The 25,423-nt window shown below is 70.3% G+C and carries 21 protein-coding genes; 11 read left to right on the top strand and 10 right to left on the bottom strand.

Annotation, left to right across the window (positions count from 1 at the left end; all coding sequences use genetic code 11):
- Positions 1-34 precede the first annotated feature (34 nt).
- From ACQP2T_RS47555 to ACQP2T_RS47545, 3 genes are read left to right on the top strand one after another with little or no spacing between them, the layout of a single operon-like run.
- Positions 35-1,126 (top strand): Gfo/Idh/MocA family protein, encoded by a 1,092-nt coding sequence (locus tag ACQP2T_RS47555; protein ID WP_433511422.1) that lies wholly within the window; start codon positions 35-37, stop codon positions 1,124-1,126.
- Positions 1,123-3,960 carry an alpha-mannosidase gene (locus ACQP2T_RS47550; RefSeq protein ID WP_433511421.1) on the top strand — a complete coding sequence of 946 codons (2,838 nt, stop codon included), beginning with the start codon at positions 1,123-1,125 and terminating at the stop codon, positions 3,958-3,960. Before ACQP2T_RS47555 ends, ACQP2T_RS47550 begins: the two co-directional genes overlap by 4 nt.
- Positions 3,961-3,997: 37 nt before the next feature.
- Positions 3,998-4,867 (top strand): hypothetical protein, encoded by an 870-nt coding sequence (locus ACQP2T_RS47545; protein ID WP_433511420.1) that lies wholly within the window; start codon positions 3,998-4,000, stop codon positions 4,865-4,867.
- A gap of 252 nt (positions 4,868-5,119) precedes the next feature.
- On the opposite strand, the gene ACQP2T_RS47540 is transcribed toward ACQP2T_RS47545, so the two are convergent.
- The gene (locus ACQP2T_RS47540; RefSeq protein ID WP_225290547.1) at positions 5,120-5,614 is read right to left on the bottom strand and encodes an Lrp/AsnC family transcriptional regulator; all 495 of its coding nucleotides are present in this window, start codon (positions 5,612-5,614) and stop codon (positions 5,120-5,122) included.
- 262 nt (positions 5,615-5,876) lie between these two features.
- Between ACQP2T_RS47540 and ACQP2T_RS47535 the strand changes: the two genes are divergently transcribed.
- The 7 genes from ACQP2T_RS47535 to ACQP2T_RS47505 all read left to right on the top strand — a co-directional run bounded on the left by ACQP2T_RS47535 (position 5,877) and on the right by ACQP2T_RS47505 (position 13,663).
- Entirely contained in the window at positions 5,877-7,310 is a 1,434-nt protein-coding gene (locus ACQP2T_RS47535) for a gamma-aminobutyraldehyde dehydrogenase (RefSeq protein ID WP_433511419.1), read from the top strand.
- Between the two features lie 15 nt (positions 7,311-7,325).
- Complete coding sequence (locus ACQP2T_RS47530) at positions 7,326-8,393, top strand: ABC transporter ATP-binding protein (RefSeq protein WP_433511418.1); 1,068 nt, start codon at positions 7,326-7,328, stop codon at positions 8,391-8,393.
- 39 nt (positions 8,394-8,432) lie between these two features.
- A complete protein-coding gene (locus ACQP2T_RS47525) occupies positions 8,433-9,626 on the top strand; it encodes a polyamine ABC transporter substrate-binding protein (protein WP_433511417.1) in 1,194 nt (397 codons plus the stop codon).
- A gap of 3 nt (positions 9,627-9,629) precedes the next feature.
- Positions 9,630-10,481: an ABC transporter permease gene (locus ACQP2T_RS47520; RefSeq protein ID WP_364012956.1), complete on the top strand. Its 852-nt coding sequence runs from the start codon at positions 9,630-9,632 to the stop codon at positions 10,479-10,481.
- Complete coding sequence (locus tag ACQP2T_RS47515; RefSeq protein ID WP_433511416.1) at positions 10,478-11,263, top strand: ABC transporter permease; 786 nt, start codon at positions 10,478-10,480, stop codon at positions 11,261-11,263. Before ACQP2T_RS47520 ends, ACQP2T_RS47515 begins: the two co-directional genes overlap by 4 nt.
- A gap of 36 nt (positions 11,264-11,299) precedes the next feature.
- Complete coding sequence (locus tag ACQP2T_RS47510; RefSeq protein WP_433511415.1) at positions 11,300-12,709, top strand: NAD(P)/FAD-dependent oxidoreductase; 1,410 nt, start codon at positions 11,300-11,302, stop codon at positions 12,707-12,709.
- 81 nt (positions 12,710-12,790) lie between these two features.
- A complete protein-coding gene (locus tag ACQP2T_RS47505; protein WP_433511414.1) occupies positions 12,791-13,663 on the top strand; it encodes an alpha/beta hydrolase in 873 nt (290 codons plus the stop codon).
- 7 nt (positions 13,664-13,670) lie between these two features.
- Here the strand turns inward: ACQP2T_RS47505 and ACQP2T_RS47500 are convergent, their stop codons facing one another.
- From ACQP2T_RS47500 to ACQP2T_RS47465, 8 genes are all read right to left on the bottom strand, one after another.
- Positions 13,671-15,191, bottom strand: coding sequence for an MFS transporter (locus ACQP2T_RS47500; protein ID WP_433511413.1), 1,521 nt, complete (start codon positions 15,189-15,191; stop codon positions 13,671-13,673).
- A gap of 35 nt (positions 15,192-15,226) precedes the next feature.
- A complete protein-coding gene (locus ACQP2T_RS47495) occupies positions 15,227-18,034 on the bottom strand; it encodes a BTAD domain-containing putative transcriptional regulator (protein ID WP_433511412.1) in 2,808 nt (935 codons plus the stop codon).
- Between the two features lie 130 nt (positions 18,035-18,164).
- Positions 18,165-18,917, bottom strand: a complete 753-nt coding sequence (locus ACQP2T_RS47490) for an isocitrate lyase/PEP mutase family protein (RefSeq protein WP_433511411.1) — start codon at positions 18,915-18,917, stop codon at positions 18,165-18,167.
- Positions 18,914-19,699, bottom strand: coding sequence for a cytochrome P450 (locus ACQP2T_RS47485; protein WP_433511410.1), 786 nt, complete (start codon positions 19,697-19,699; stop codon positions 18,914-18,916). The genes ACQP2T_RS47490 and ACQP2T_RS47485 overlap by 4 nt, the downstream gene beginning before the upstream one ends.
- Positions 19,700-19,834: 135 nt before the next feature.
- A complete protein-coding gene (locus ACQP2T_RS47480) occupies positions 19,835-20,545 on the bottom strand; it encodes a DUF998 domain-containing protein (protein WP_433511409.1) in 711 nt (236 codons plus the stop codon).
- Positions 20,542-21,756, bottom strand: coding sequence for a glycosyltransferase (locus ACQP2T_RS47475; RefSeq protein ID WP_433511408.1), 1,215 nt, complete (start codon positions 21,754-21,756; stop codon positions 20,542-20,544). Before ACQP2T_RS47475 ends, ACQP2T_RS47480 begins: the two co-directional genes overlap by 4 nt.
- Before the next feature lie 137 nt (positions 21,757-21,893).
- On the bottom strand, positions 21,894-22,697 hold the full coding sequence (locus ACQP2T_RS47470) for a DMT family transporter (protein WP_433511407.1): 804 nt from the start codon (positions 22,695-22,697) through the stop codon (positions 21,894-21,896).
- A gap of 36 nt (positions 22,698-22,733) precedes the next feature.
- Entirely contained in the window at positions 22,734-23,351 is a 618-nt protein-coding gene (locus ACQP2T_RS47465) for a DedA family protein (RefSeq protein ID WP_433511406.1), read from the bottom strand.
- Positions 23,352-23,776: 425 nt separating this feature from the next.
- Here ACQP2T_RS47465 and ACQP2T_RS47460 point away from each other — a divergent pair, with 425 nt between their 5' ends.
- A complete protein-coding gene (locus ACQP2T_RS47460) occupies positions 23,777-24,754 on the top strand; it encodes a hypothetical protein (RefSeq protein WP_433511405.1) in 978 nt (325 codons plus the stop codon).
- On the opposite strand, the gene ACQP2T_RS47455 is transcribed toward ACQP2T_RS47460, so the two are convergent.
- Positions 24,662-25,291 (bottom strand): VC0807 family protein, encoded by a 630-nt coding sequence (locus tag ACQP2T_RS47455; RefSeq protein ID WP_433511404.1) that lies wholly within the window; start codon positions 25,289-25,291, stop codon positions 24,662-24,664. The genes ACQP2T_RS47460 and ACQP2T_RS47455 overlap by 93 nt on opposite strands.
- Positions 25,292-25,423 lie beyond the last annotated feature (132 nt).

The raw sequence follows: 25,423 nt of genomic DNA, 5'->3' as shown, positions 1-25,423 counted from the left end.
CCCCCAGGCTGACCCCACGCTGGAGGATCGGGTTTTGAAGATCGCGCTTGTCGGGTGCGGCGCCGTCACGCAGGCGGTGTACGTGCCGCTGCTGTCGAGACGCCGCGACCTGTTCGAGGTGACCGCCGTCTGTGACCTGTCGCGGACCCTCGCCGACGTCGTCGGCGACCGGCTGGGGGCGCCCGGGCGCTTCACGGCCGTGGAGAGCATGCTGGATGAGGGCGGGTTCGACGCCGTGCTCATCCTCGCCTCCGGCTCCCACGGCGAGCCGGTACGCCGGGCGCTGGCCGCGGGCTACGCCGTGCTCTGTGAGAAGCCGCTCGCGCTGACCAGGGCCGAGGTCGAGGCGCTGCCCGAGGGGCGGCTGATGGTCGGCTACATGAAGCAGTACGACCCGGCCGTACGCCGGGCCGAGGCGCTGCTGGCCGAGCTGGGCGGCCCGGCCGCGATCCGGTCGGTCGAGGTGACCGTGCTGCATCCGAGCGCCGAGTCCCAGCTGGCCTTCGCGAGCCTGACGCCGGCCCGCGACGTCGACCCGGCGCTGCTGGCCTCGCTGCGCGCGGCGGAGCACTCACTGGTCTCCTCGGCGCTGGGGGAGTCGGCTCCCGACTCGGTCCGGGCCCTCTACGGGGTAGCACTCGGCTCGATCTGCCACGATTTGTCGCTCCTGAGGCGATTTAGCGGGTCGCCCGCCGAAATTTCGGCTGTTGAGACGTGGGGGCCGGGGCCCGGGTCCGTCGAGATCTCCGGAACGCTCCCCGTCAGCGGGCGGTTCTCGATCCGGTGGCACTACCTGGAGGACTACCCGGCCTACCGGGAGACCGTGGTCATCCACCACGACAAGGGCTCGCTGGAGCTGGTCTTCCCTTCTCCCTACCTGATGAACGCGCCCACCACGCTGACCGTGGTCTCGGGTGACGGCTCGGGCGGCGAGAGCCGGACCGAGTGGCGCGACGTGACCGAGGCGTTCGAGGTGCAGCTGGCCGCCTTCCACGCCTACGTCACCGAGGACGAACCGCCGCTCACCGCCGCGGCCGGAGGGCTGGCCGACATCGTCACGGCCCAGAGCATCGCCGCGCGCTATGCCGTACAACATGACCTGCCCATCGGAGGGGAAGCCGCGTGAGCGCCGAAATCGTCGTCGTCCCGCACACGCACTGGGACAGGGAGTGGTATGAGCCCTTCCAGCGCTTCCGGCTGCGGCTGGTGGCGCTGCTCGACGAGGTGCTCGACACGATGGAGCGCGAGCCCGACTACCACTTCACCCTCGACGGGCAGCTGGCCTGCGTGGACGACTACCTGGAGGTCCGGCCGGAGAACCGCGACCGCGTCGCCGCGCTGGTCGAGTCCGGGCGGCTGGCGGTCGGGCCGTGGCAGATCCTGCTCGACGAGTTCCTGTGCTCGGGCGAGAACATCGTGCGCAACCTCGAACTCGGCATGAACCGGGCCGACAAACTCGGCGGGGCCATGGCGGTTGGGTACCTGCCCGACATGTTCGGGCACACGGCACAGATGCCGCAGATCCTGCGGCGGGCCGGGCTGCTGCACGCCTGCGTCTACCGGGGTGTGCCGTCGTCCGTGGTGACCGACGCCTTCGCCTGGGTCGCGCCCGACGGCACGGCGCTGCGGACCCAGTACCTTCCGGCGGGCGGCTACGGCAACGGGGCGCACCTCTTCGAGGATCCGGCGCGCCTGCCGGAGCGGGCCGCCGAGTTCACCGAGCGGATGCGGGAATGGCACGGGCCCGAGGGGGCCTTGCTGGCGATGTACGGGACCGACCATTCGGCTCCGGTGCGCGGGTTGCCCGGCATGGTGGCGGACATCGGCGCCCGCATGGACACCTTGTCCGGATATATCGGCGCTTATTCGGGTGATGTGGACGGGCTGCCCCGGGTATCCGGCGAGCTGCGCTCCCACGCCCGCGCGAACATCCTGCCCGGCGTCATCTCCGTACGCGCCCACGTCAAGCAGGCCATGGGCCGGGCCGAGCGGATGGTCGAACGCTACGCCGAGCCGCTGGCCACCCTCTGGGGCGGCGACTGGCCCGGCCGCTTCCTCGATATGGCGTGGTGGCGGCTGGTCGACGCCAGCGGGCACGACTCGGTGACCGGCTGCGGCGTCGACGACACGGCCCAGCAGGTCGCCGCGCGCATCGCCGAGGCCGAGCACCTCGGGCAGGCCGTACGCGACATGGTGACCGCCCGGCTGTCCGCCACCGTCCCGTCGGACGGGGTGCTCGTCGTCAACCCGACGCCCGCCACGCGGCGCGGCGTCGTCCTGGTGGACGTGGCGGGCCTGGATCCCCTGGTGGACCCGACCGGCGCGCGGGTGCCCGCGCAGACCCTGGAGTACGCGCCCACGCTGCTGCTGGACGCCGAGATGGACCCGGCCACGGCGCTGACGTTCATCCACGGCACGGAGCTGTACGGCCAGCACATCACCGGCTGGTCGGTGGACGACGGCACGCTGACGTTCACGGTGGCTCGGGAGTCGGCGACGGCCTTCAACGTGGCGCAGCTGCGCGGGGCGCTCGACGGGGTGACCCGGGTACGCATCGTCGCCGAGGCTCGCCGTACTGTCGCCGCACTCGTCGAGACGCCACCATTGGGACACACCAGCATCCGACCAGCGTCTCCCGACACCCTGCGCGACACCGGCCCGGCACCCGACGGCTCCGTGGCGGGGCTCGATGGCTCCATGGCGGCGTCCGGCGGCTCTCAGGAAGCGACGGTCGGCTCTCCGGCGGAGTCCGGTGATGAGCGTTTGGCGTCCGGTGGTGAGGGTTCGACGTCCGGTGCCTCCGCCGCGATGGGCGCGCCGGTCACCGGGGTTCGGGCCGAGGAGCGGGCGCTCGACAACGGGCTGCTGCGCGTCGAGGTGGCGGAAGACGGGACGCTGGCGCTGACCGGCGCCGACGGGATCACCCTCACGGGCGCCGGCCGCATCGTCGACGGCGGCGACGTGGGCGACACCTACAACTACGCGCCCCCGGCCGAGGACCGGATCGTGTCGGACCCGGTGTCGGCCGAGCTGACGCTCGTCTGCTCGGGCCCGCTGGTGGCCGCCTTCGACGTCCGCCGCACCTACCGCTGGCCCGCCGCCGGCCAGGGCATCGAGGGCACTCCCGAGATCCCGGCCGCCGCCAGGACCGAGGCGACCGAGGAGATCGTCGTCGACACGCGGGTCGAACTGCGGGCCGGAGAGCCGTACGTCAGACTGCACGTCTCGTTCGACAACCGCTGCTCCGACCACCGGGTACGCCTGCACGTACCGCTGCCCACGCGGGCGACGGCCTCGCATGCGGAAGGCCAGTTCGCGGTCGTGACACGCGGCCTGTCCTCGGAGGGCGGCTGCGGCGAGGAGCCGCTGCCCACGTTCCCGGCCTCCGGGTGGGTGGCCGCCGGTGGTGTCGCGGCGCTGCTGGAGCATGTCACCGAGTACGAACTGGTGGACGACGGCGCGGAGCTCGCCCTCACCCTGCTGCGCTCGGTCGGCTACCTCTCACGCAACCTGCACGTCATGCGCCCCGAGCCCGCCGGTCCCCAGCTGCCGACCCCGGCCGCCCAGTCGCGCGGCCTGCGCTCGGTCAGTCTCGCGCTCATGCCGTACGGCGGGTCGTGGGCGGCGGTGCCACCGGCGGCCGAGACCTTCCGGCACGACCTCCTCGTGGTGCCCGGCACCGGCGACCCGTCACTCGACCTGCCTCCGGCGGCTTCCGGCCTGTCGGTGACGGGCGATGGCGTGGTCATGACCTCGCTCAGGGTCCGCGACGGCTGGCACGAGCTGCGCGTCGTGGCTGTGTCGGAAAGCTCCGTGGACGCGGTCATCTCTGGCGCGTTCACCCAGGCTCGCCACGCCGACCTCCGCGGCCGCCCAGGCGACCCGCTGCCTGTCTCATCCGGAACTGTCCGCCTTGCACTGCGCCCTTGGGAGATCGCCACCATCCAGCTTGGAAACTGAGAGTATTTTCATGACAACGTAGAGTAATATCCCGGCCATGATCACCCCATTGCACGAGGGGCTGGTCGGGATCACCACTCTCGACCCCGAACATACGGCGCGGATGCTGCGCGAGCTGTTCGCCCTCCCGATACCCGACGAGTCCAAGGGCACCCAGGTGTCCTGCGACTTGTCAGAATGCGTGCCGGCCGTCTACCGGGCGGACGCGGCACTGCTGTACGGCGATGACGCCAAGACCAAGCTGGGCGTCATCGCCGAGGTGCAACTGGAGCAGGACAAGACGAAGCGCTTGTCCTGGCTCGCCTACATCGCCAACCTCCGCGCCCGCGACAACTGTCCCGTCTGTCTGGTCGTCATCTGCCCCAAGCGAAGCACCGCCGAGTGGGCGTCGCTTCCCATCGAAACCGGCCATCCGGGCCTGACCCTCACCCCGTTGGTGATCGGGCCCGACAACACTCCGGTCATCACCGATGTGGCCGAAGCCGTCGGCAACATCGGCCTGGCGGCCATCTCCGCGATCACGCAGAGCAAGCATCCGCTGATCGCGGACATCCTCGCCGCCCTGACGGAGGCTTTGGACAGCCTCGATTCGGACGTGGCCCGACGCTACGCTGAATATGTCACCGTGGCGCTGACAGGCAACGCACAGAAGGAAATGGAGCGACTCATGGCCACAGAGACCTACCTCTACCAGGGAGAATACGCTCAGAGCCTGCTCGCCAAGGGCGTGGCCAAGGGGCGCGTCGAGGAGGATATCGAGTGCCTGCTCGTGGTGCTCGAGACTCGAGGGATGGCGCTGTCCGACGGTGACCGTGAGCGCATCACGACCTGTGGTGACAGCGCACGCCTCCGGCTGTGGCTGAAGCGGGCGATTCTGGCCTCCACAGTGGAGGAAATCTTTGCCTGAGACCGATCCCTATCGGTTCACCGTGAGCGATATCAAGGGCATGGTCAAAGTGATCCTCAGGGTACTCGAGGCCCGCGGGGTTGCGTTGTCCGCTAGTGACCGTGAGCGCATCGCGACCTGCGGTAACGTTGCGCGGCTTGAGCTGTGGCTGGATCGGGTAGCTCTGGTCTCCACGGTGGAGGAGCTCTTCGTCTGCCCCACATGTAAACGACGATGACTTGAGGCGGGCGTACATACCCGCCTCCAGTCAGCTCAGCGTGTCCCCCACGAATAAGTCTGCTTACGCAACTTCAAATACACGAACGACTCGGTGGCCCGCACGGCCGGGATGGCCCGGATCTTGCTGAGGATCTCCAGCAGGTGCCCGTCACCCTCGCACACCACCTCGACGATCACGTCGAACGACCCGGCCGTCAGCACGACATAGTCGATCTCGTCGATGGCCGCCAGTTCGTCCGCGACCGACTCCAGGTCGCCCTCGCAGTTGACCCCGATCATCGCCTGGCGCGGGAAGCCGAGCGTCAGGGGGTCCGTCACCGCGACGATCTGCATCACCCCGGCCTCCTGCAGGCGTTGCACCCGCTGCCGGACCGCCGCCTCCGACAGGCCCACGGCCTTGCCGATCGCCGCGTACGGCATGCGCCCGTCGCTCTGCAGCTGTTCGATGATCTGCTTGGAGAGATCGTCGAGCACGAACGGCCCAGAGGGCGCGTCACTGTTGCGTCGTACGCGGGGCGGCGTGGACATTGCGAGGATCCTCCTAGCGGTCCGGCGTTGCGGGCGCATTCCCGCGGTGTTGCCGTCCTGGTGCGACATGGTGTCAGTTCTGTTGGCTCTGTCAAGCGAATTCGTAGCAATTTGGTATATTCGCCACGAAATCCCTTGTCGTGAGGCGTGTGCTCTGTAAGAGTCTCGGCATCTCAGCCACCTCACCAGGAGGTCATATGACCGAGCTTGTCGAGGTCATCAATAGATACAGCACCTTGGTCAGGCGACCGAAGGAGAGCGCATGAGCACCCGTCTGCAGAACTTCATCAACGGTGCGTTCGTGGACGCCAAGAGCGGCCGATTCTCCGATGTCATCGACCCCTGCACGGGCGAGGCCTACCTGCAGGCCCCGATCTCGGGCAGCGAGGACGTCGACGCCGCCTACGCCGCCGCGGCCGCCGCGTTCGAGTCATGGGGCCGGACCACCCCGGGTGAGCGGGCCAACCTGCTGCTCAAGGTGGCCGACGCCATCGACGCCCGCGCCGACGAGATCAACGAGGCGGAGTGCCTGAACACCGGCAAGCCGCGGGCCCGCATGGCCGAGGACGAGACCCCGGTCGCCTCCGATCACTTCCGCTTCTTCGCCGGCGCGGCCCGTACGCTTGAGGGCCCCACGTCGGGCGAGTTCCTCGCCGAGCACACCAGCGTGATCAGGCACGAGCCGATCGGTGTGATCGGGCAGGTCACGCCGTGGAACTACCCGATGATGATGGCGGTCTGGAAGATCGCCCCGGCGCTGGCCGCCGGCAACACGATCGTGCTCAAGCCGTCCGACACCACCCCGGCCTCCACGCTCAAGCTGGCCGAGATCCTCGGCGAGGTGCTGCCCGCAGGGGTCTTCAACGTGGTCACGGGTGACCGGGAGACCGGCGCGCTCGTCGTGGGCCATCCGACCGCGGCCATGGTCGCCATCACCGGCTCCGTCGGCGCCGGCATGTCGGTGGCCAAGACCGCCGCCGACGACCTCAAGCGGGTTCACCTGGAGCTCGGCGGCAAGGCGCCCGTCGTGGTCTTCGAGGACGTCAAGGACCTGCGCAAGGCCGCCGGCGACATCGCCACCGCGGGCCTGTACAACGCGGGCCAGGACTGTACGGCCGCGTGCCGCGTGCTGGTCCACGAGAGCGTGCACGACGAGTTCGTCGCCGCGCTCACCGAGGCCGCCGCCGGCACCGTGACCGGTGATCTGTCCAACGACGAGGCGCTGTACGGCCCCCTCAACAACGAGAACCAGCTGGCCAGGGTGCGGGGCTTCATCGAGCGCGTCCCGGCGCACGCCAAGGTGCTCACCGGTGGTCACCGGGTCGGCGAGAAGGGCTACTTCTTCGCCCCCACGATCGTCGACGGGCTCAAGCAGGACGACGAGATGGTGCAGAACGAGGTGTTCGGCCCGGTCATCACCGTCCAGACCTTCTCCGACGAGGCCGACGCGCTGGCCAAGGCCAACGACGTCAGGTACGGCCTGAGCGGCTCCGTCTGGACCTCCGACCACGGCCGCGCCATGCGCATGTCCAACCGGCTCGACTTCGGCGTGGTCTGGGTGAACACCCACATCCCGTTCGTGTCGGAGATGCCGCACGGCGGCTTCAAGCACTCGGGCTACGGCAAGGATCTCTCGGTGTTCGGTCTGCATGACTACACCCGGGTCAAGCACGTCATGCACTACATCGGCGACTGAGGACTGTGCCGGGACATGGCCGAGTTGAACGCGATCGAGCTGGATGACGTCGTCAAGGAGTACCTCTCGCACGGCGAGGTCGTCCAGGCCGTGAAAGGCATAACGCTGGGCATCGCCGAGGGGGAGTTCTTCTCGCTCCTCGGCCCGTCCGGGTGCGGCAAGACCACGACGATGCGGATGGTCGCGGGGTTCGAGGACCCCTCGCGTGGCGTGGTCAGGCTGCACGGCAAGGACGTGACGGATGTCCCGCCGAACAAGCGTGACGTGAACATGGTTTTCCAGTCCTACGCGCTGTTCCCGCACATGAGCGTGTGGGACAACGTGGCGTTCGGGCTCAAGCAGCGCAAGGTGCCGCAGCAGGAGATCAGGCAGCGCGTCGGCGAGATCCTGGAGATCGTCGATCTCACCGGCCGGGAGAAGCGCCGGCCGCGCGAGATGTCCGGCGGCCAGCAGCAGCGGGTGGCGCTGGCCCGCGCCCTGGTCAACAAGCCGCGGGCGCTCCTGCTCGACGAGCCGCTCGGCGCGCTCGACCTCAAGCTCCGCCAGGCCATGCAGATCGAGCTCAAGCGCATCCAGCGCGAGGTCGGCATCACGTTCGTGTACGTGACGCACGACCAGGGCGAGGCGCTCACCATGAGCGACCGGATCGCGGTCATGAACGACGGCCTGGTCGAGCAGCTGGCCGGGCCGCGCGAGATCTACGAGCGGCCCGCGACGGCGTTCGTGGCCGGGTTCATCGGCACCTCCAACCTGCTGGCGGGCACGGCGGCCGGCGGCGTGCTGACCGTCGGCGGCGGCCGGGTGCTGGTGCCCGAGCAGAACGGCCAGGTCACTGTGACCGTCCGGCCGGAGAAGATCACCATCTCGACGGAGCAGCCCGACGGCGACGTCAGCGCCGTGCCCGGCACCGTGGCCGAGGTGGTCTACCTGGGGACCTACAACAGTTACGCCGTGAGCCTCGCGGACGGGGCCGAGATCACGGTGTTCCAGCAGAACGCGCTCGACTCGACGACCACCGCGGAGCGGGGCGATCCCGTCTGGCTGTCGTGGAGGGCGCAGCACTCTTATGCGATCGGAAGTTGATTCATGGACCCCTCGCTCAACCCAGCCCTCCTGAGGGGCATGACCCAAGCCCGTACCCGTCGAGACGCCTTCAGGATCGCCGGTCTGTCCGCCGCCGGGCTCGCCCTGGCCGCCTGCGGCGTGCAGGGCAAGAAGGCGGCGCCACCCAAGGCCGACGCCGTCAAGGAGTTCTGGGCCAAGCAGACCAAGCACGGCCGCGTGGTCTTCGCCAACTGGCCCGAGTACATGCCCGAGGACCAGGCGCCGCTGAAGAAGTTCCAGCAGGCCACCGGCATCTCGTACGAGTACAAGGAGGTCATCCAGGAGAACGCCGAGTTCTTCGGCAAGGCCGACCCCGTGCTCAGGGCGGGCCAGTCGCTCGGCTTCGACATCGTCGTGATGACCAACGGCGTCCAGCTCCAGCACATGATCGACCTGGGCTACGTCACGGCGCTCGACCACTCGCAGATGCCGAACTTCCTGGCCAACGTCGGTGACAAGTACAAGGATCGCGCCTACGACCCCGGCAACGTCTACACGATGCCGTACACCTCGGGTGTGACGGGGATCGCCTACAACACCAAGTACGTCAAGGACGAGCCCAAGAGCATCGAGGCGCTCTTCGATCCGAAGTACAAGGGTCGGGTCGGCATGATGAGCGACGCGCAGGAGATCGCCAACTTCGGCATGTTCGCCCTGGGCCTGGACCCGGAGAAGTCGACCGAGGCCGACTGGCAGAAGGCCGGGGCGAAGCTCAAGGCCCAACGCGACGCCGGAATTGTCCGGAAATATTACGACCAGAGCTACATCGATGCCGTGTCCAAGGGCGACGTCTGGATCAGCATGGCCTGGTCGGGCGACGTCTTCCAGCGGCAGCTGGCCGGTGAGCCGGTCAAGTTCGTCGTGCCCGAGGAGGGCGGCACGATCTGGACCGACAACATGCTCATCCCCAAGAACGCCGCCAACCCGCTCGACGCGCTCATCCTCATGGACTACCTCTACCAGCCGGCCGTCGCCGCCGAGCTGGATGAGTTCATCCAGTACGTCACGCCGGTGCCGGCCGTACAGGATCTGCTGCGGGAGAAGGCCGGGAAGGCGACGGGCGAAGCGAAGAAGTCGCTGGAGGACATGGTCGACAGCCCGCTGATGTTCCCGTCGGAGGCCGACTACGCCAAGCTGCGCACCTACACCAAGTTGACCACCAAGCAGGAGCAGGTGTTCAACCCGATCTTCCAGTCGATCACGCAGGCGTAGCCGATGAGGCGGCTCACCCCCTACCTGCTGGCGCTGCCGAGCTGGATGTGGCTGGGAATCTTCCTGGTCGTGCCGATGGCCGCCATGGCGTCGGTGTCCTTGCAGACGGGCAACGCGATCGACGGCTTCGCCATGACGTTCAGCTTCTCCAACTACACCGACGCGCTCAGCCGCTACAGCCCGCAGCTCCTGCGCTCCCTCCTGTACGGCGGACTGGCCACGGTGGCGATGCTGGTCATCGGCTACCCCGTGGCGTACTGGATCGCCTTCAAGGGCGGCGCGCGCAAGTCGATGTACCTGTTCCTGCTGCTGCTGCCGTTCTTCGTGTCGTTCGTGCTGCGGACGATCTCGTGGGGCTTCCTGCTGGCCGACGACGGCGTCCTGTTCGGCCCGCTGAAGAGCTGGGGCGTGCTGCCCGCCGGCTTCCACGTGCTGGCCACGACGTTCGCGGTGGTGGGCGGGCTGACCTACAACTTCCTGCCGTTCATGATCCTGCCGATCTACGTGGCGCTGGAGCGGGTCGATCCGCGGGTCATCGAGGCGGCTTACGACCTGTACGCCTCGCGCACGGCGGCCTTCCGCAGGGTGGTGCTGCCGCTGTCGCTGCCGGGGGTGTTCGCCGGGGTGCTGATGACGTTCGTGCCCGCCACGGCGGACCCGGTCAACGCGCAGATCCTCGGCGGCACGTCCAACACGATGATCGGCAACATCATCCAGACCCAGTATCTGACGAACCTCGACTACCCGACGGCCTCGGCACTGTCATTCACGCTGATGGCCGTGCTGCTCGTCGGCATCTTCATCTACGCCAAGGCGCTCGGCACCGAGAACGTCCTCGAGGCGGCGGCTCGATGAGGGGCCGCGGGCTCGGGGACCGGCTGCTGCACGCCTACACCTGGCTGATCATCGTCTGGCTGTCGTCGCCGATCGCCGTGATGATCCTGTTCGGGTTCAACGACAAGAAGAGCAAGTCGAACACCACCTGGCAGGGCTTCACCCTCAAGTGGTACGACCGGCTCTTCGACATCTCCGACCTGACCGTCGCACTGCAGAACTCGCTGGTGATCGCCCTGGTCAGCACGCTTATCACGGTCGTGATCGGCACCATGCTGGGACTGGCCATCGGCCGCTACCGCTTCCGGGGCCAGGGGGTGACGAACTTCCTGGTGTTCGCCGCGATCTCGACGCCCGAGCTGGTCATGGGGGCGTCGCTGCTGTCGCTGTTCGTCTCGGGCAACGTGCCGCGCGACGCGAACACGATCATCGTCTCGCACGTGCTGTTCTCGCTGTCGTTCGTCGTCGTCACCGTACGGGCCAGGGTGATCGTGCTGGATCCGGCGCTGGAGGAGGCGGCCAAGGATCTCGGGGCGACCAGCTGGGGGACCTTCCGGCAGGTGACGCTGCCGTCGATCCTGCCGGGCGTGCTGGCGGGGGCGATGCTGTCGTTCGCGCTGTCGATTGACGACTACGTGGTGACCAGCTTCGTCAACGGCTCCACCGTCACCTTCCCGCTGTGGATCGTCGGGTCCGTCAAGACCGGCATCCCGCCGCAGGTCAACGTCATGGGTACGCTGATCTTCGGCGTCGGGGTACTGATCGCCATCGCCACCTCGGTCTCGGCTCGCCGTCGTGCCTGAAAATCCTCGAACCTGATCTGTGGGGAAGTGGAATGTGTGGATCCGCTGAAGGCGCTTGCTGACGCGGAGCGCAAGCCGTACTGGCTGGACAGTCCGGCCAGACCGGAGCCGCGACCGCGGCTCCTCGGAGACACCGGCGCCGACCTCGTCGTGGTCGGCGGCGGCTTCACCGGGCTGTGGACCGCCCTGCTGGCCAAGGAACGCGACCCTGACCAGGACGTCGTCCTGCTCGAAGGCCGCAGGATCGGCTGGGCGGCCTCCGGCCGCAACGGCGGCTTCTGCATGGCGACCCTCACCCATGGCCTGCCCAACGGCCTCGAACGCTGGCCCGACGAGATCGACCGGCTCGAACGCCTCGGCGTGGCCAACCTCGACGAGATCGAGCGGACGCTGGAGCGCTACGGCATCGACTGCTCCTTCGAGCGGACCGGCGAGCTGAACGTCGCCACCGAGCCATGGCAGCTCGACGCGCTCAACGAGCACCTCGATCTCTTCTCCGAGGATCTCATCTCCGAGCTCGGCCTCGACTACGTGCCGCTCGACCAGGAGCAGGTGCGGGCCGAGGTGAACTCGCCCACCTACCTGGGTGGGTTCTGGGACCGCGGCGGCTGCGCCATGCTCGACCCCGCCCGGCTGGCCTGGGGGCTGCGCGAGGCCTGCGTGTCGCTCGGCGTCCGGGTCTATGAGCGCAGCCCGGTCCGCTCGCTGGTCGACGACGGCGTCACGATCAGCGTGCGCACCCCGCACGGCGTCGCCACCGGCCGTCGCGTCGCGCTCGGCACCGGCGTGTTCCCGCCGCTGCTGCGGCGGCTCAAGCACTTCGTGGTGCCGGTGTACGACTACGCGCTCATGACCGAGCCGCTGACCGAGGCGCAGCTCGCCGAGGTGGGCTGGCGCAACCGGCAGGGCGTCGGCGACGGGGCCAACCAGTTCCACTATTACCGGCTGACCGACGACAACCGCGTCCTGTGGGGCGGCTACGACGCCGTCTACTACAACGGCGGCCTGGTCAAGCCGGAGTACGACCAGCGCGACGAGACGTTCGTCAAACTCGCCGGGCACTTCGCCACTACGTTCCCGCAGCTCGAAGACGTGCGCTTCACGCATCGCTGGGGCGGCGTGATCGACACCTGCAGCCGGTTCAGCGCCTTCTACGGCCAGGCGCACGCCGGTCGGCTGGCCTACGCCGTCGGCTACACCGGCATGGGCGTCGGTGCCACCCGCTTCGGCGCGAACGTGATGCTCGACCTGCTCTCGGGCGAGCGCACCGAGCGGACAGAGCTGCGGATGGTACGCGAGAAGCCGATCCCGTTCCCACCGGAGCCGGTGCGGTCCGGGGTGATCCAGTTCACCCGCTGGTCGATCGCCCAGGCCGATCAGCACGAGGGCAGGCGCAACCTCTGGTTGCGCGCGCTCGACCGGATGGGCCTCGGCTTCGACTCATAACCCGCCAAAGACCGGTAGCCCGGTCAAAGGCTCATAACTCGCCAAAGGCCCGTAACCCGTGGAAGGCGGGATCATAGACCTATGAGGGTTGAGTTCACCGCTGACGGGATCGTGCTGGCCGGGGACCTGCGGGTGCCCGAGGGAACGGGCCCGTGGCCGGGTCTGGTGTTCACCGGACCGTTCACCGGAGTGCGTGACCAGGTCACCGGGCTCTACGCGGAGCGGCTGACCGCGCGGGGCTACGCGACCCTGGCCTTCGACCACCGCAACTGGGGCGAGTCCGGCGGAGAACCGCGCCGCCACGAGGACCCGCAGGGGAAGCTGGGCGACCTGCGGGCCGCGGTGTCTCTCCTGCGGTCTCGACCCGAGGTGGACGCGGCGCGGATCGGCGCGATCGGCATCTGCCTGGGCGGGGGATACGCGCTGCGGTTCGCCGCCTTCGATCCCCGGGTGAAGGTCTTCGCCGGGATCGCCGGGGCCTACAACAACCCCTACGCGATGCGCTCGGGCATGGACTACCAGGCGGCCCTGGCCTCCTTCACCGAGGCGCTGGAGCGTCAGGACCTCGGTGGGCCGGTCGAATACCTGCCCGCCGTGGCGCAGGAGGGCGAGGCGGCCATGCCCGGCGACGAGCCGTACGCCTACTACGGCGGCGCGCGTGCCGCGTCGGCGACCTGGGCGAACGAGGTCACCCGGGCCAGTGTGCGCGAGCTGATCACCATGGACAACGTGATGGGCGCCGACTTCCTGTCGCCCAAACCGGCGCTGATCGTGCACGGCGTGGTGGACCGGTTCTGCTCGCCGGAGGGCGCGGAGGAGGCGTTCCGGCGGCTCGACCAGCCCAAGAAGCTCGTCTGGGTCGACGCCAAGCAGCACATCGACCTCTACGACCAGGAGCCGTACGTCACGCTGGCCGTCGACGCGACAGCGGATTTCCTGAGCGAGCACCTGTGACGGTCATTCAGACCCTGGCCGTCTCGGACACCGTCTCGGGAATGACCTTGGGCACGCCGCGCAGCCCCACCAGCGCGAGCACCGCCACCACGGCCAGCATCGCGGCGGTGGCCAGCGCCGTGACCTGGACGGCCTCGACGTAGGCGACCCGGGCCGCCTCAATGAGCTGCCCGGCCTGTGGCGCGGGCAGCGCCTGGGCCGTGTGCAGCGCGCCCGCGATCGACTCCCTGGCGGCCTCGTCCGGCACTCCGGCGGGCAGGCGCAGGCCGGCGCTGTAGGAGCTGTTCAGCAGGGTGCCCAGGATGGCGATGCCCAGCGCCCCGCCCAGCTCGAACGCCGTCTCCGACACCGCGGCCGCCGCCCCGGCCCGCTCCTTGGGCGCGGTGGCCAGCACGTTGTCGTGGTTGACGGTGAAGGCGAACCCGATCCCGATCCCGCTGAGGAACTGCGGAGCGAGTATGACGAGCAGGCTCGTGTCGAGCCCGAACGTGCTGTAGCAGAGGAACGCGCCCGCGGCCAGCGCCAGGCCGAGCGCCACGACGCCGTTCCTGCCCAGGAGTCCGATGACCCGGCCCGCCAGCATGCCGCTGATCGCGCCGCAGAGCCCGCCCGGCAGGCTCGCCAGCCCGGCCTGAAGCGGCGTCCAGCCGAGCACGAGCTGGAAGTACCAGGCGGACATCAGCGACATGGCGGTCATCGTGAAGATCGCCAGCAGGTTGGTGCCGATCGACGCGCTGAAGGCCCGGTTCCTGAACAGCCGCACGTCGATCAGCGGCTCCGCCAGCCTGGTCTGCCGCCACCCGAACAGCCCCAGGCACGCCACGCCCAGCACGGCCGCCACCGGCACACTGGCGTGCGCGAACCCCTGGTGAGCCGCCTCCTTGATCGCGTAGACGGTCGCCACGATGCCGACGAAGGAGAGTGCCACGCTCGGCAGGTCGATGCGGCCGGCGTCGGGGTTGCGTGACTCCGGCAGTACGAGAACGCCGCCGACCAGCACCAGCGCCATGATCGGCACATTGATCAGGAAGACCGAGCCCCACCAGAAGTGGTCGAGCAGCAGCCCGCCGATGACCGGCCCCACGGCGAATCCGGCGGCGCTCATCCCGCTCCAGAGGCCGACGGCGGCGGTCCGCTCCCCGGGATCGGTGAAGACGTTGCGGATGATCGACAGCGTCGACGGCATGATCGTCGCTCCGGCCACGCCAAGCAGCGCCCTGGCCGCGATGAGCAGCTCCGGATTGGGGGCGTAGGCGGTCACCGCCGAGGCCGCCCCGAACGCGGCGGCGCCGATGAGCAACAGGCGCTTGCGGCCGACGCGGTCGCCGAGGTTGCCCATCGTGACGAGCAGCCCCGCGAGCGCGAAGCCGTATATGTCGCCGATCCACAGGAGCTGCGTGGCGTTCGCGCCGAGGTCGCCGACCAGTCTGGGCAGGGCCAGGTGCAGGACCGTCATGTCGAGCGAGAGGAGGAGGCTGGCCAGGCACGCGACGGCCAGGCAGGACCATTTGCCATTGATGGTGCGCATGCGGACCACCATGATCGGAGGCGCTGACCGATCGCCTACCGCTCGCTGACGATCTCCCCGAGCTCGCTCAGCCCGGCCTGGATGCGGGCGCGGACCTCTCCCGCGCTGTACCAGTCGCCAGGGCATTCGGTCAGGGCCTGCTCCATGAGCGCGCGGGCCTCGTCGCGGTCGCCCCGGAGCATCGCCAGCTCGCCCAGCCCCACGTGCGCCCTGGCCATCGTGTCGCCGGAGCCGATCCGACGGGCCATTTCGGCGGCCCGCAGATAGTCGGCCCGCGCCCCGTCGAGGTCACCCAGCCGGGCCACGGAGTCCCCGCGCAGGCACAGGCACTCGGCCATGTCCACCTTGGCGCCCAGCTCCCCGGACGCCCGCAGGCCCTGGTCGGCCAGGTCGCGGGAGGCCGCGTAGTCACCCTGCTCGTAGGCCAGCTCGCTGAGCCCGCTGAGCGCCAGCGTGGCGCCCCAGCGCTCGCCGAGTGCCCGGAACGCGGTCAGCGCCCGCTCGAACTCGGCCCTGGCCTCGTCACCACGGCCGATGATCTGCAGCATGAACGCGAAGCCGCAGTACGTCAGAGCCCGCGACCAGGGTGTCATGGTGCCGGAGTATTGGGCCACCAGCTTCTGGAGGCCCTCGTAGTCGTCGGGCGGGCCGGCGAACATCGGCAGCATCATCGTCAGGGACTCCAGCCGCATCGGCAGGTAGGCGACCGGCAGCAGGCTGCGGAGCTTGTCCAGCCGGGCACGTAGCTCGTCACCCGGCTGCCTGCCCCAGGCCGCGACCAGGACGCACATGGCGTACTCCTCTTCGAGCCCCTCGGGCGGGGTGCTGCCCATATCGGCGATCAGCCCGTCGGCCAGGCTCGCACTGGTGCCCCGGTGGCCGCGCATCCACCAGTAGTAGGCGGAATAGGCGAGGATCCGTATGCCCAGCGCCTCCCGGCCGGTCTCGGCCGCCCAACGTACGGCGGCGGCCAGGTTGTCGCTCTCCTCGTCGAGGCGCGCCAGCCACTCCAGCTGCTCGGCCTTGCGCATGTGCCCGTCGGCCTCGACGGCCAGCGCCAGGTAGCAGTCGGCGTGCGCCTCGCGCACCACCTCGGTCTCGCCCGACTCCGCGAGCTTCTCGGCGCAGAAGGCCCGGATCGTCTCCATCATCCAGTAGCGGCCGTCCACGGCCTCGACCAGCGACTTCTCCGCCAGCGAGAACAGCACCTCCTCCGGCAGCCCGCACACCCGCTCCGCGGACCCGGGCGTGGCGCCGCCCACGAACACCGTCAGCCGCCTGGCCATCCGCTGCTCCCGCTCGTCGAGCAGGTCCCAGCTCCACGCCACGACCGCGCGGAGCGTCTGGTGCCTGGGCAGGGCCGTACGGCTGCCGCGGGCCAGCAACCGGAACCGGTCGTCGAGCCGCGCCGCCACGTCGCCGACCGACATCGTGCGCAACCGCGCGGCCGCCAGCTCGATCGCGAGCGGCAGCCCGTCGAGCGCCCGGCAGATGCCGGACACCTGGGCCAGGTTCGTCTCATCGACCGGCTGCCGGACCGCGGCCGCCCGGTCGGCGAACAGCCGGACGGCGGGGTAGTCGAGGGGGTTCGCGGCGTCGGGCGGCGGCAGCCGCAGGGGCGCCACGGGCAGCAGGGACTCGCCGGTGATGCCCAGGGCCTCGCGGCTGGTCGCCAGCACCCGCAGTGCGGGGCAGGAGGCCAGCAGCAGGTCGGTCAGCTCGGCCGCGGCCGCGACGAGGTGCTCGCAGTTGTCGAGTACCAGCAGCAGCGCGCGGTCGGCGAGCGCGGCGAGCAGGCGGGCCACGGGGTCGACGGCGGGCCGGTCGTGGCCGGACAGCCGGGTGTCGCGGATGTCGAGCGCCGCGAGCACCGCCTTCGGTACGTCGGCGGGGTCGGTGACGGGCGCGAGCTGCACGACGCAGACGTCGCCGGTGGCCCGCTCGGCGGCCTCCATCGCGAGCCGGGTCTTGCCCGCCCCGCCGGATCCGATGAGCGTGACGAGCCTGGCCGTCTCCAGTTGGGCGCCCACCTGGCGCAGCTCCTCGGCCCTGCCGACGAAGCTGGTGAGCTGGGCGCGCAGGCCCTGCCTGCTCACGGCCGCCGCGGTGGCCGCCAGCGAAGGGTCGGCCCTGAGTACGGCTAAGTGCGCCGCGGCCAGCTCCGCTCCCGGCTCGACGCCCAGCTCCTCGTCGAGGATCCGCCGGGCGTCGGCGTAGGCGGTCAACGCCTCGGCCTGCCTGCCGCTGCCGTACAGGGCGCGCATGAGCTGGGCCCGCATCCGCTCGCGCAGCGGGTGGGCGGCCGTGAGCCGCCGCAGCTCGGCGACCAGCTCGCGGTGGGCGCCCAGCTCCAGGTCGGCCTGGACGCGGTCCTCGACGGCGGCCAGGCGCAGCTCCTCCAGCCCGGCGGCGGCCGCCTCCGCGTGCGGGGCGTCGGAGAGCGGCGCACCTCGCCACAGCGCCAGGGCTTCGCGCAGCAGTGACGCCGCGCGGCGGGGGTCGCCCGCGCCGAGGGCGAGCCTGCCGTCGCCGGCCAGCCGCTCGAACCGGTGCGCGTCGACGTCCTGCGGGTCGGCCGTCAGCCGGTAGCCCGCCGGGTGGAACTCCACCCGGTCCTTGCCCAGCGCCCGGCGCAGCCTCGACACCTGCGCCTGCAGCGCGTTGGCCACGCCCTCGGGCGGCTGCGGGCCGTACAGGGCGGCGGCCAGCCGCTCGGCGCCGATGACCCGGCCCGCGTCGAGCGCCAGCAGCGTGAGCAGCCCCCGCACCCGGGGGCCGCCGAGCGCGACCGGCTCGCCGTCCTCACCCAGCGCCCGCGCCGGGCCGAGGATTTCGAAGCGCATACCTCGATTATCGCGGCCCCGCGAAGATCGCGGCGATCTCCGGGTGTGACGGCTGTCGCGGTCCGACGGTCTCCGTGTCCGTCCGCCAGCGCGATCCTGGCAGCATCGCGACGGTCTCCGCGCCCGCCCGCTATCGCGGTTCCGGCAGCATCGCGACGATCTCCGCGTACGTCGGCGCCGGTGGTGCCGTCTTCTCCTGTACGGCCAGCAGGCTAGTCAACGCCCCGTGCAGCGAGGCCCGGTACAGCAGCGACCCGGTGCTCACCCTGGCGACGCCCACCGAGGCGAGCTGGGCCAGCGTGGGCCCGTCGGGCAGGAAGAGCACGTTGACCGGCAGCGGCGTGCCCGCCACCACCTCGGCGATCTCCCCCAGCTCGCGCAGGCCGGGGACGAAGACGCCGTCGGCGTGCCTGTAGGCGCTCACCCGCTCCCGCGTGTCGCCCGTCTTCAGCCAGTGGGTGTCGGTCCGGGCGTTGACGAACACGCCGTGGCCCTTGGCCGCCTCGATGATCCGCTGGTGCAGCCCGATCGGCCGCAGCGTGCCGTCGGGCCGGCCGTCCTCCAGGTTGACGCCCGCGACGCCCAGGGCCGCGAGCGCCGCGACCAGGTCGGACACCTGTGCCGGATCGTCGCTGAAGCCGCCTTCGATGTCGACGGTGACCAGGACGCCGAGGTCCCTGAGCAGCTCGGCCAGTTCGATCGTCTCCGCCTTGGTGGCGCTCGCGGCGTCCGGCTTGCCGTGCACGGCGGCCACGCCGAGGCTGGTGGTGCCGATCGCCGGGAAGCCCTGCGCGGCCAGCATGGCGGCGGACCCGTAGTCCCAGGCGTTGGGCAGCAGCAGCGGGTCGCCCGGCCGGTGCAGGTCGCGGAAGGCGGTGCTCATCGGATGTCCTTCGGTCGCAGGATCGCCTCCAGCACGCCGGCCGCCAGGGCGAGCGCGTGGGCGGAGGCCGGGCAGGGGCGCACGCCCGAGCCGAACGTCAGGTGGGGCGTCGCGCCGCGCGAGACGTCGAACCGCTCGGGCTGCTGGAAGACGGCCGGGTCGCGGTTGGCGGCCACCAGGTCGATCGTGACCTCCTCGCCCGTCCGGCGGTCGAGCCTGCGGCTGGCCTTGAGCGGCGGATCATGGCGGAGTGTCTCGTGCAGCAGGCCGTCGGTGTCGTCGCCGGGTTCGGCGTGGGTGAGCGCGTTCGTGATTAGGGCCGTCGTGGCGGCGTGGGCCTGCAGGAGAATGGTGAGCCCGGGGATCGGGTCGCCCGCGCCGGACAGGAGCTCGACCAGCTCGGCCACCGCGGCGTCGGCCTCGGGCCCGGCCTCGCCCGACAGGTAGCCCGTGGCGGCGGCCGTCACCGCTCCCGTCAGCCGCTTCTCGTCGGTGATCCCGAGCGCGGCGCCGAGCACCGCCGTCGGGACGCCCGGCCAGTCGCCGCCCCGCTCCAGCGTCTTCGCCGTGGCGGCCTGTCTCAGCACGGCCGGGTCGAGCGTGGCGAGTCGTTCGGTGACCAGACGGCGTCGCTCGGCGTGGACCTCGCCGGTGCTGAACCGGGACACCTGGGAACGGAGCCAGGCGAGCGTCCCGTAGGGGGCGTCCTGGCGCACCGGAGGCGGTACGTAACGGGTGTCGGCCAGCACCGATACGGCTTCGGCATGGCGGGTGATGAGCATGGGACCACGCTAGGCCGGAATCCCTTCGACGCCGGGCGAAGTGTCGGCGCGTCAGACCGCCGGGAAGCGTCGGACTGGCGGGCCGCTGGGAAGCGTCGTCTGGCGGGTCGCCGGGCGAGGCGATGCGTCGGCGCGTCAGGCCGCCAGGCGTTCGGGGCGTTCGGGGTTCTCGGTCGGGGCGGGCCGGGCCGCCGGCCGGACCGAGGAGCGCCGTTCCACGGCGGTCACGGCCATGCACACGACCAGCGCGATGTCGGCCAGCACCACACCACGCTCCAGCAGCCCGTAGTAGGAGCCGCCGCCGATCAGCGGCGAGGTGAACGCGGCCGGGTGCGCGGTCAGGTAGGCGACCAGCGCCACCACCGAGGTCACGCTGAGCGCCTTGACCCGGTTCCACTTCGGCAGGGGCGCGCGGCCCCTGGCCAGGGTCCAGCCGGCCACGGGCAGGGTGGTGAAGATGACGGCCGAGGACCAGCGGTGGATCTCACCCGCCAGCGAGCCGATCGCCGCGTCGCCGGGGTCGGTGGGGAAGACCGCGCTCAGCATCAACCCGGCCGTGGCGGCCAGCAGCAGCACCCTGGCGGCCGCGCTGCGGGCGGGCTCACGGGTCGCCAGCGCGTACGCGAGGGACAGGCAGGACCCGGCCAGCGCGAGCATGCCGATCAGCACGGGCGCCATCCCGCCGGGGACCAGCGCGTAGTCGCTCAGCAGCGGCTGGCCGGGCAGCGCGAACTGCGCGTAGCCGAGCGCGGCAACGGCGGCCAGCGCGCCGGTCACGGCGCTCACCACCGGCACGGTCACCGAAACCGGCTCCACGCCGCGACCTGGGAGGTCCGTCTGGGTCATCGGGTCACCTCGTCATAGATCTTCTCGAAGCGGGCCAGGGAGTTCTGGTGGTCGTGCGTGAGGGCCAGGTCGCGGCTCGCCTTGCCGAGGCGGGCACGCAGGTCCTCGTCGGTGAGGATGGTGGTCATGTGGCGGGCCAGCGACATGACGTCCCGCGGCTCGAACAGGTAGCCGTTGTCCGCCACCAGGTGCGGCAGGGCCATGGCGTTCGCCGCGACCACGGGGAGCCCGCTGGCCATGGCCTCCAGAGTCGCGATGCTCTGCAGCTCGGCGACGCTCGGCATGGCGAACAGGTCGGCCGCGGCGAAGGCCTGCGGCATGTTCTCGTCGGGCACGTAGCCGAGGAAGAACACCCGCTCGCGGACCCCGATGCGCTCGGCCAGCCGCTCCAGCTCCGGCCGCTGGTTGCCCTGCCCGACGAGCGCGATCTGCGCGTCGGTCTCGTTGAGCACGTACGGCAGCGCGCGGACGAGCTCGTCGAGGCGCTTCTCCTCGTCCAGACGGCCGACGAACAGGGCGGTGGGGCGGTCGGGCAGGTCGAACAGCTTGCGGGCCCACGCCTTGGGCTCGGCGTGCGGGTAGAAGCGGGCCAGGTCGATGCCGCAGGACACCGGCTCCACCTCGCGGGCGAAGCCCTGGTCGGCCAGCAGCTTGGCGGCCAGCGGCGTCGGCGTGGTGATGCGGTCGGCGCGGTCGAAGATCCGGGCGAAGTCGCGCCAGGCCAGTTGACCGGCCTTCTGCCGGAGCCGGTCGGGGATGTGGCCGAACTGGAAGAGGTTGTCCGGCATGAAGTGGTTGGTGGCCACAATGGGCACCTGGCGGCGACGGGCGGCGGCGATGGCGGCCCGGCCGACGACGAAGTGGCCCTGGGAGTGCAGGACGTCGGGCTGGACGGCGTTCATCAGCCAGTCCAGCCGGGTGGGGACGGTGACCCGCATGGTGGGGTGGACCAGGAGGGGCGCCGAGCGCAGCCGGTGCACCACCACGCCGTCGACCACGTCGGCCGTGGCCGGTCCCTGGTCCGACTGACAGACGACGTGCACCTCGTTGCCGCGCGCGGCCAGGCCGCTGGCCAGGCGGTAGGTGAAGACGGCGGTGCCGTTGACGTCGGGCGGGTAGGTGTCGGTGGAGATCAGGATGCGCCGCGGGCGCGCGGGGGCGGGCGCGAGCTCTGTGCGCTGGGCGGTGTTGGTGCGCAGGGGCATGACCATGACAAGGGACTCCAGTCGAAAGGGTGATCGCCGACCGGCTGGGGAAGGCCGGTGCGGGAGTAGGTGGTGGGGGGTAGGAGATTCGGGGGCAGGTTGGTGGCGCGCCGCCAACGGGGTGGTGCGAGCCGGTGGGAAGGTCAGTGGCGCGCCTCCAGCGGAGTGGTGCGAGCCAGTGCGAAGGTCCCCGCCGCGGTCAGCGCCGCCGCCGCGATCGGGGCCAGTCCGGAGGGCAGCGGCTCGCCCAGCAGCAGCGCGCCGAAGGCGACCGCCGTGAGCGGGTCGGCGATCTGCAGCGAGGCGAAGGAGACGCCGAAGTGACCGACGGCGTAGGCCCGCTGGAGCATCATCAGCGCCAGCAGCGCGGGCACCGGCATCGCCAGCAGGTACCACCAGTTCCAGGAGCCGTCGACCAGCGCCCGCATGAGCGTGGCCGTGGCGCCGTACAGCACGCCCGAACTGGTGGCCAGCAGCGCCGCCCGGCCCGCCGGTGAGGCGATCTTCGAGCCCGCCCAGAGCAGCACCGACGCGATGCCGGCGACCGCCAGCAACGTCAGTACGCCGTTCGGGCTCAGGTACGTCGGGCCTTCGGCCGCGGGCACCAGCAGGACCAGGCCGATCAGCCCGGCCGCCACCACACCCGCGGCGGTCAGTTCCTTGCGGGAGGGCCGGCGGCCGTGCAGCGCGGCGGCGATCGGCAGCGCGAACAGCAGGCTCGCCACCCCCATCGGCTGCACGACGGTCAGCGGGCCCAGGCCGAGGGCGACGATGTGCAGGCCGCCGCCGGACAGGATCGACAGGCCGCCGAGCAGCCAGCGCGGCCTCCGCAACAGCATGAGCAGGGTGGGCTTGGTCGTACCGGCCGCTTCGAACTGCTGAAGCGCGGCGCCGAGCGCGAAGAACAGGGAACCGACCAGGGCGATAACGGCGGCCAGGACAGTCATGCCCACTCCTCTCAAACAGATGGTTACCGGGCGAGGTCAAACAGACGTGTCCACCGGAAGGCGCTCCGGGGAAGCCTGGGTGGCGCGTCGCTTCCGCGACCACCGGATGACCTCGACGATGCCGGTGACGGACAGGGCGATGCCCAGGCCGAGCAGCAGTCCCTTGATCGGGTCGTTCTCGAAGGCCATCCCGCCGAAGAAGCCGATCAGGCCGGAGTACAGGCCCCACGAGGCGGCCGCGATCGCGTCGAAGAAGGTGAAGGAACGCAGCGGATGGCGTACGGCGCCCATGGTCAGCGTCGTCGCGGTGCGCCCGCCGGGGATGTAGCGAGCGGCCACGAGGATCATCCCGCCGCGCTCGGCCAGTGCGTTCCCGGCCCACACGAACGCCTTGCGGTGCCGCAGCCGCCCGCCCGACTTCTTGCCGATCAGGTAGGAGACGTGGTCGCCCGCGAAGGCGCCCAGCGCGGACACCACGATCACCAACGCCAGGTTCGTCTGCCCCGAGGCGGCGAAGACGGCCGCGGTGATCACCGCGGTCTCCGCCGGCACGACCGGGAAGAACCCGTCGAGCAGCGCCAGCGCGAACAGCGCCACGTACAGCCAAGGTGACGACATCACCTGCTGGACCAGTTCCAGAATGGCGTGCGACATTGCGTGTACTCCGATCGTTGAGGCGCCCTCACAGCGTGTCCGCATGAGGTGCCGTGGGACATCGGGGATCACCCCGGTCGAACGCGTGCCCCACCCCGACAGGGGTCAGGGCCCGCACCTTTTGAAGCTAGAAACTCCGCAGGTCACGGCACATCAGTCGATCGGCACACTTGACCCCCGACTTTCGTCAGGGGCGGTCATACGACCTCCGGGCGACACTCTTCGATCAAAGCGGGTCGCCGCTACCAGCACAGGAGTGTGGATGGGCGGCTTTTGGGTGGGGTTAACACCACCGGGGATGGTTTATCCAGCACCACCCTGACTTTCGTCAGGGTAGTTCCCCTACCCCGGTTCCCCCTGACGGGTGAGAGGGATCCCTCCGCCGTGGGAGGGATGACCGGAGCGGGGAGGCGCACTGTTGGCACATGACTCCCCAGAAGGCCGGAATCGGCCGCATCACGGCGGCGGTCGTGGCGATGGCCGCCATGCTCCCGTACCTGACTCTGAAGATCTTCTGGCTGACCGGCCATCCGGTGGGCGTCTCCGACCCGGCGTTCATGAACGATCCGGCGATGGTCGGGCTGAACGTCATGACGTTCGGCATGGACGCGGTCGCGCTGCTGCTGGCGCTGGCGTTCACCACGCGGCGGGGCATGCGGCTGCCCGCCTGGCTGGTGCTGCTACCCCTCTGGGTCGGCACCGGCCTGCTGTCGGTGGTGATCGTCACGGTGCCGGTCAGCGTTCTGGTCTCCGGCCCGTCGATCTTCGTGACGGACGGGCCCATCGCGCCCTGGGTGTACATGATGGTCTACGGCGGGTTCATCGGGCAGGGCGTGGGGTTGATGGTGGCGTTCGTCCTGTACGCCAGGGATCGGTGGCCCGTCGTCTTCTCCACGGCTCTGGGGTACGGCTACGCGAGCCCGACCAGGTCGTTCCAGACCGTCGTCGCCAGAGGGGCGCTACCGGTGTCGGCCGTACTCGGCGCGACCCGCCTGTACTGGGCCGCCGGTTATCCAGCGCCGGAGCAGGCGCTGCAGGACGGCTTCAAGGGCCTGCTCGCGCTCGGGGCGGGGATCGCGCTGCTGCTTCTTGTCGGAGGCCGCGGCCCCAGGGCGTTCTGGCCCCCGCTGGTCGTGGGCTGGCTCGGCACGGGCGTCATGTTCGGCTGGGGGCTCTACGCGATGATCCTCACGGTCACCGCCGGGCCGCTCGGTGCGAGGATGACCGGCGTGGAGGGCCTGGTGGAGCTGTTCGGCACGCTGACCGGGCTGGTGATGGCGATGTGCGGGGCGTTCCTGCTGGCCGAACGGTCAGGCGTGGGCCACGTGCAGCCGGCGCAGGAGGCGCTTGAAGGCGAAGATCGAGAAGGCGATCGCGAGACCGCTGATCACGGCCACTGCTGACGTGCGCAGCAGCATGAACGTGCTGAGCGACTCGTGCAGCGCGAGCCAGATGCTCACCGTCGAGTTGGCCATCAGCACGAACGCCCACAGCAGTGTGATCCTGGCGAAGAACCTGCGGACCCGCTCATGCTTGAGCACCGCCGACGGCAGGTGGATGTAGTCGAGCGTCAGCTTCTGCACGAGCGGCCGGTTGAGCCGCACCGAGGCCAGGAAGGCCACGCTGATGCAGAGCGTGCCCAGCTCCGGCTGGATGAAGTAGACCACCCAGCTGCCGGTCCAGAAGCCCACGGCGGCGCGCGCGGTGATCGCGATCGCGGCCAGGATCATCGTGGCGGGCACCCGGATGCCCCTGATCAGCCGCCAGGCGACGCCGAGGTAGACCCAGGAGACGGCCGCGGCCAGCGCCCCGTTGAGCCCCAGTACGGCCAGGGCGGCGTAGAACACGGCGAGCGGCGCGACCACGCCTTCGAGCAGCCGAGGCACCGCCTGTCGCGCAAGAGCGGTCAGACGCGGCAGGGTTACGGGAGGGTGATTCACGACTGCTCCGCAAATTGGCCGACGATCAGCGAACTACCCGAGCTTCGGGAGACCAGGCTTCCCGGACGGACCGGTGGAGATTACGAATTGGTTACTCCGGGTCTGCCGGTGGCTTACCGTACCCGACGAATC

Origin of the sequence: Nonomuraea sp. CA-143628, from assembly GCF_050942315.1 — a bacterium.
Lineage (GTDB): Bacteria > Actinomycetota > Actinomycetes > Streptosporangiales > Streptosporangiaceae > Nonomuraea.
This window is presented reverse-complemented; position numbering and strand designations above follow the sequence as displayed.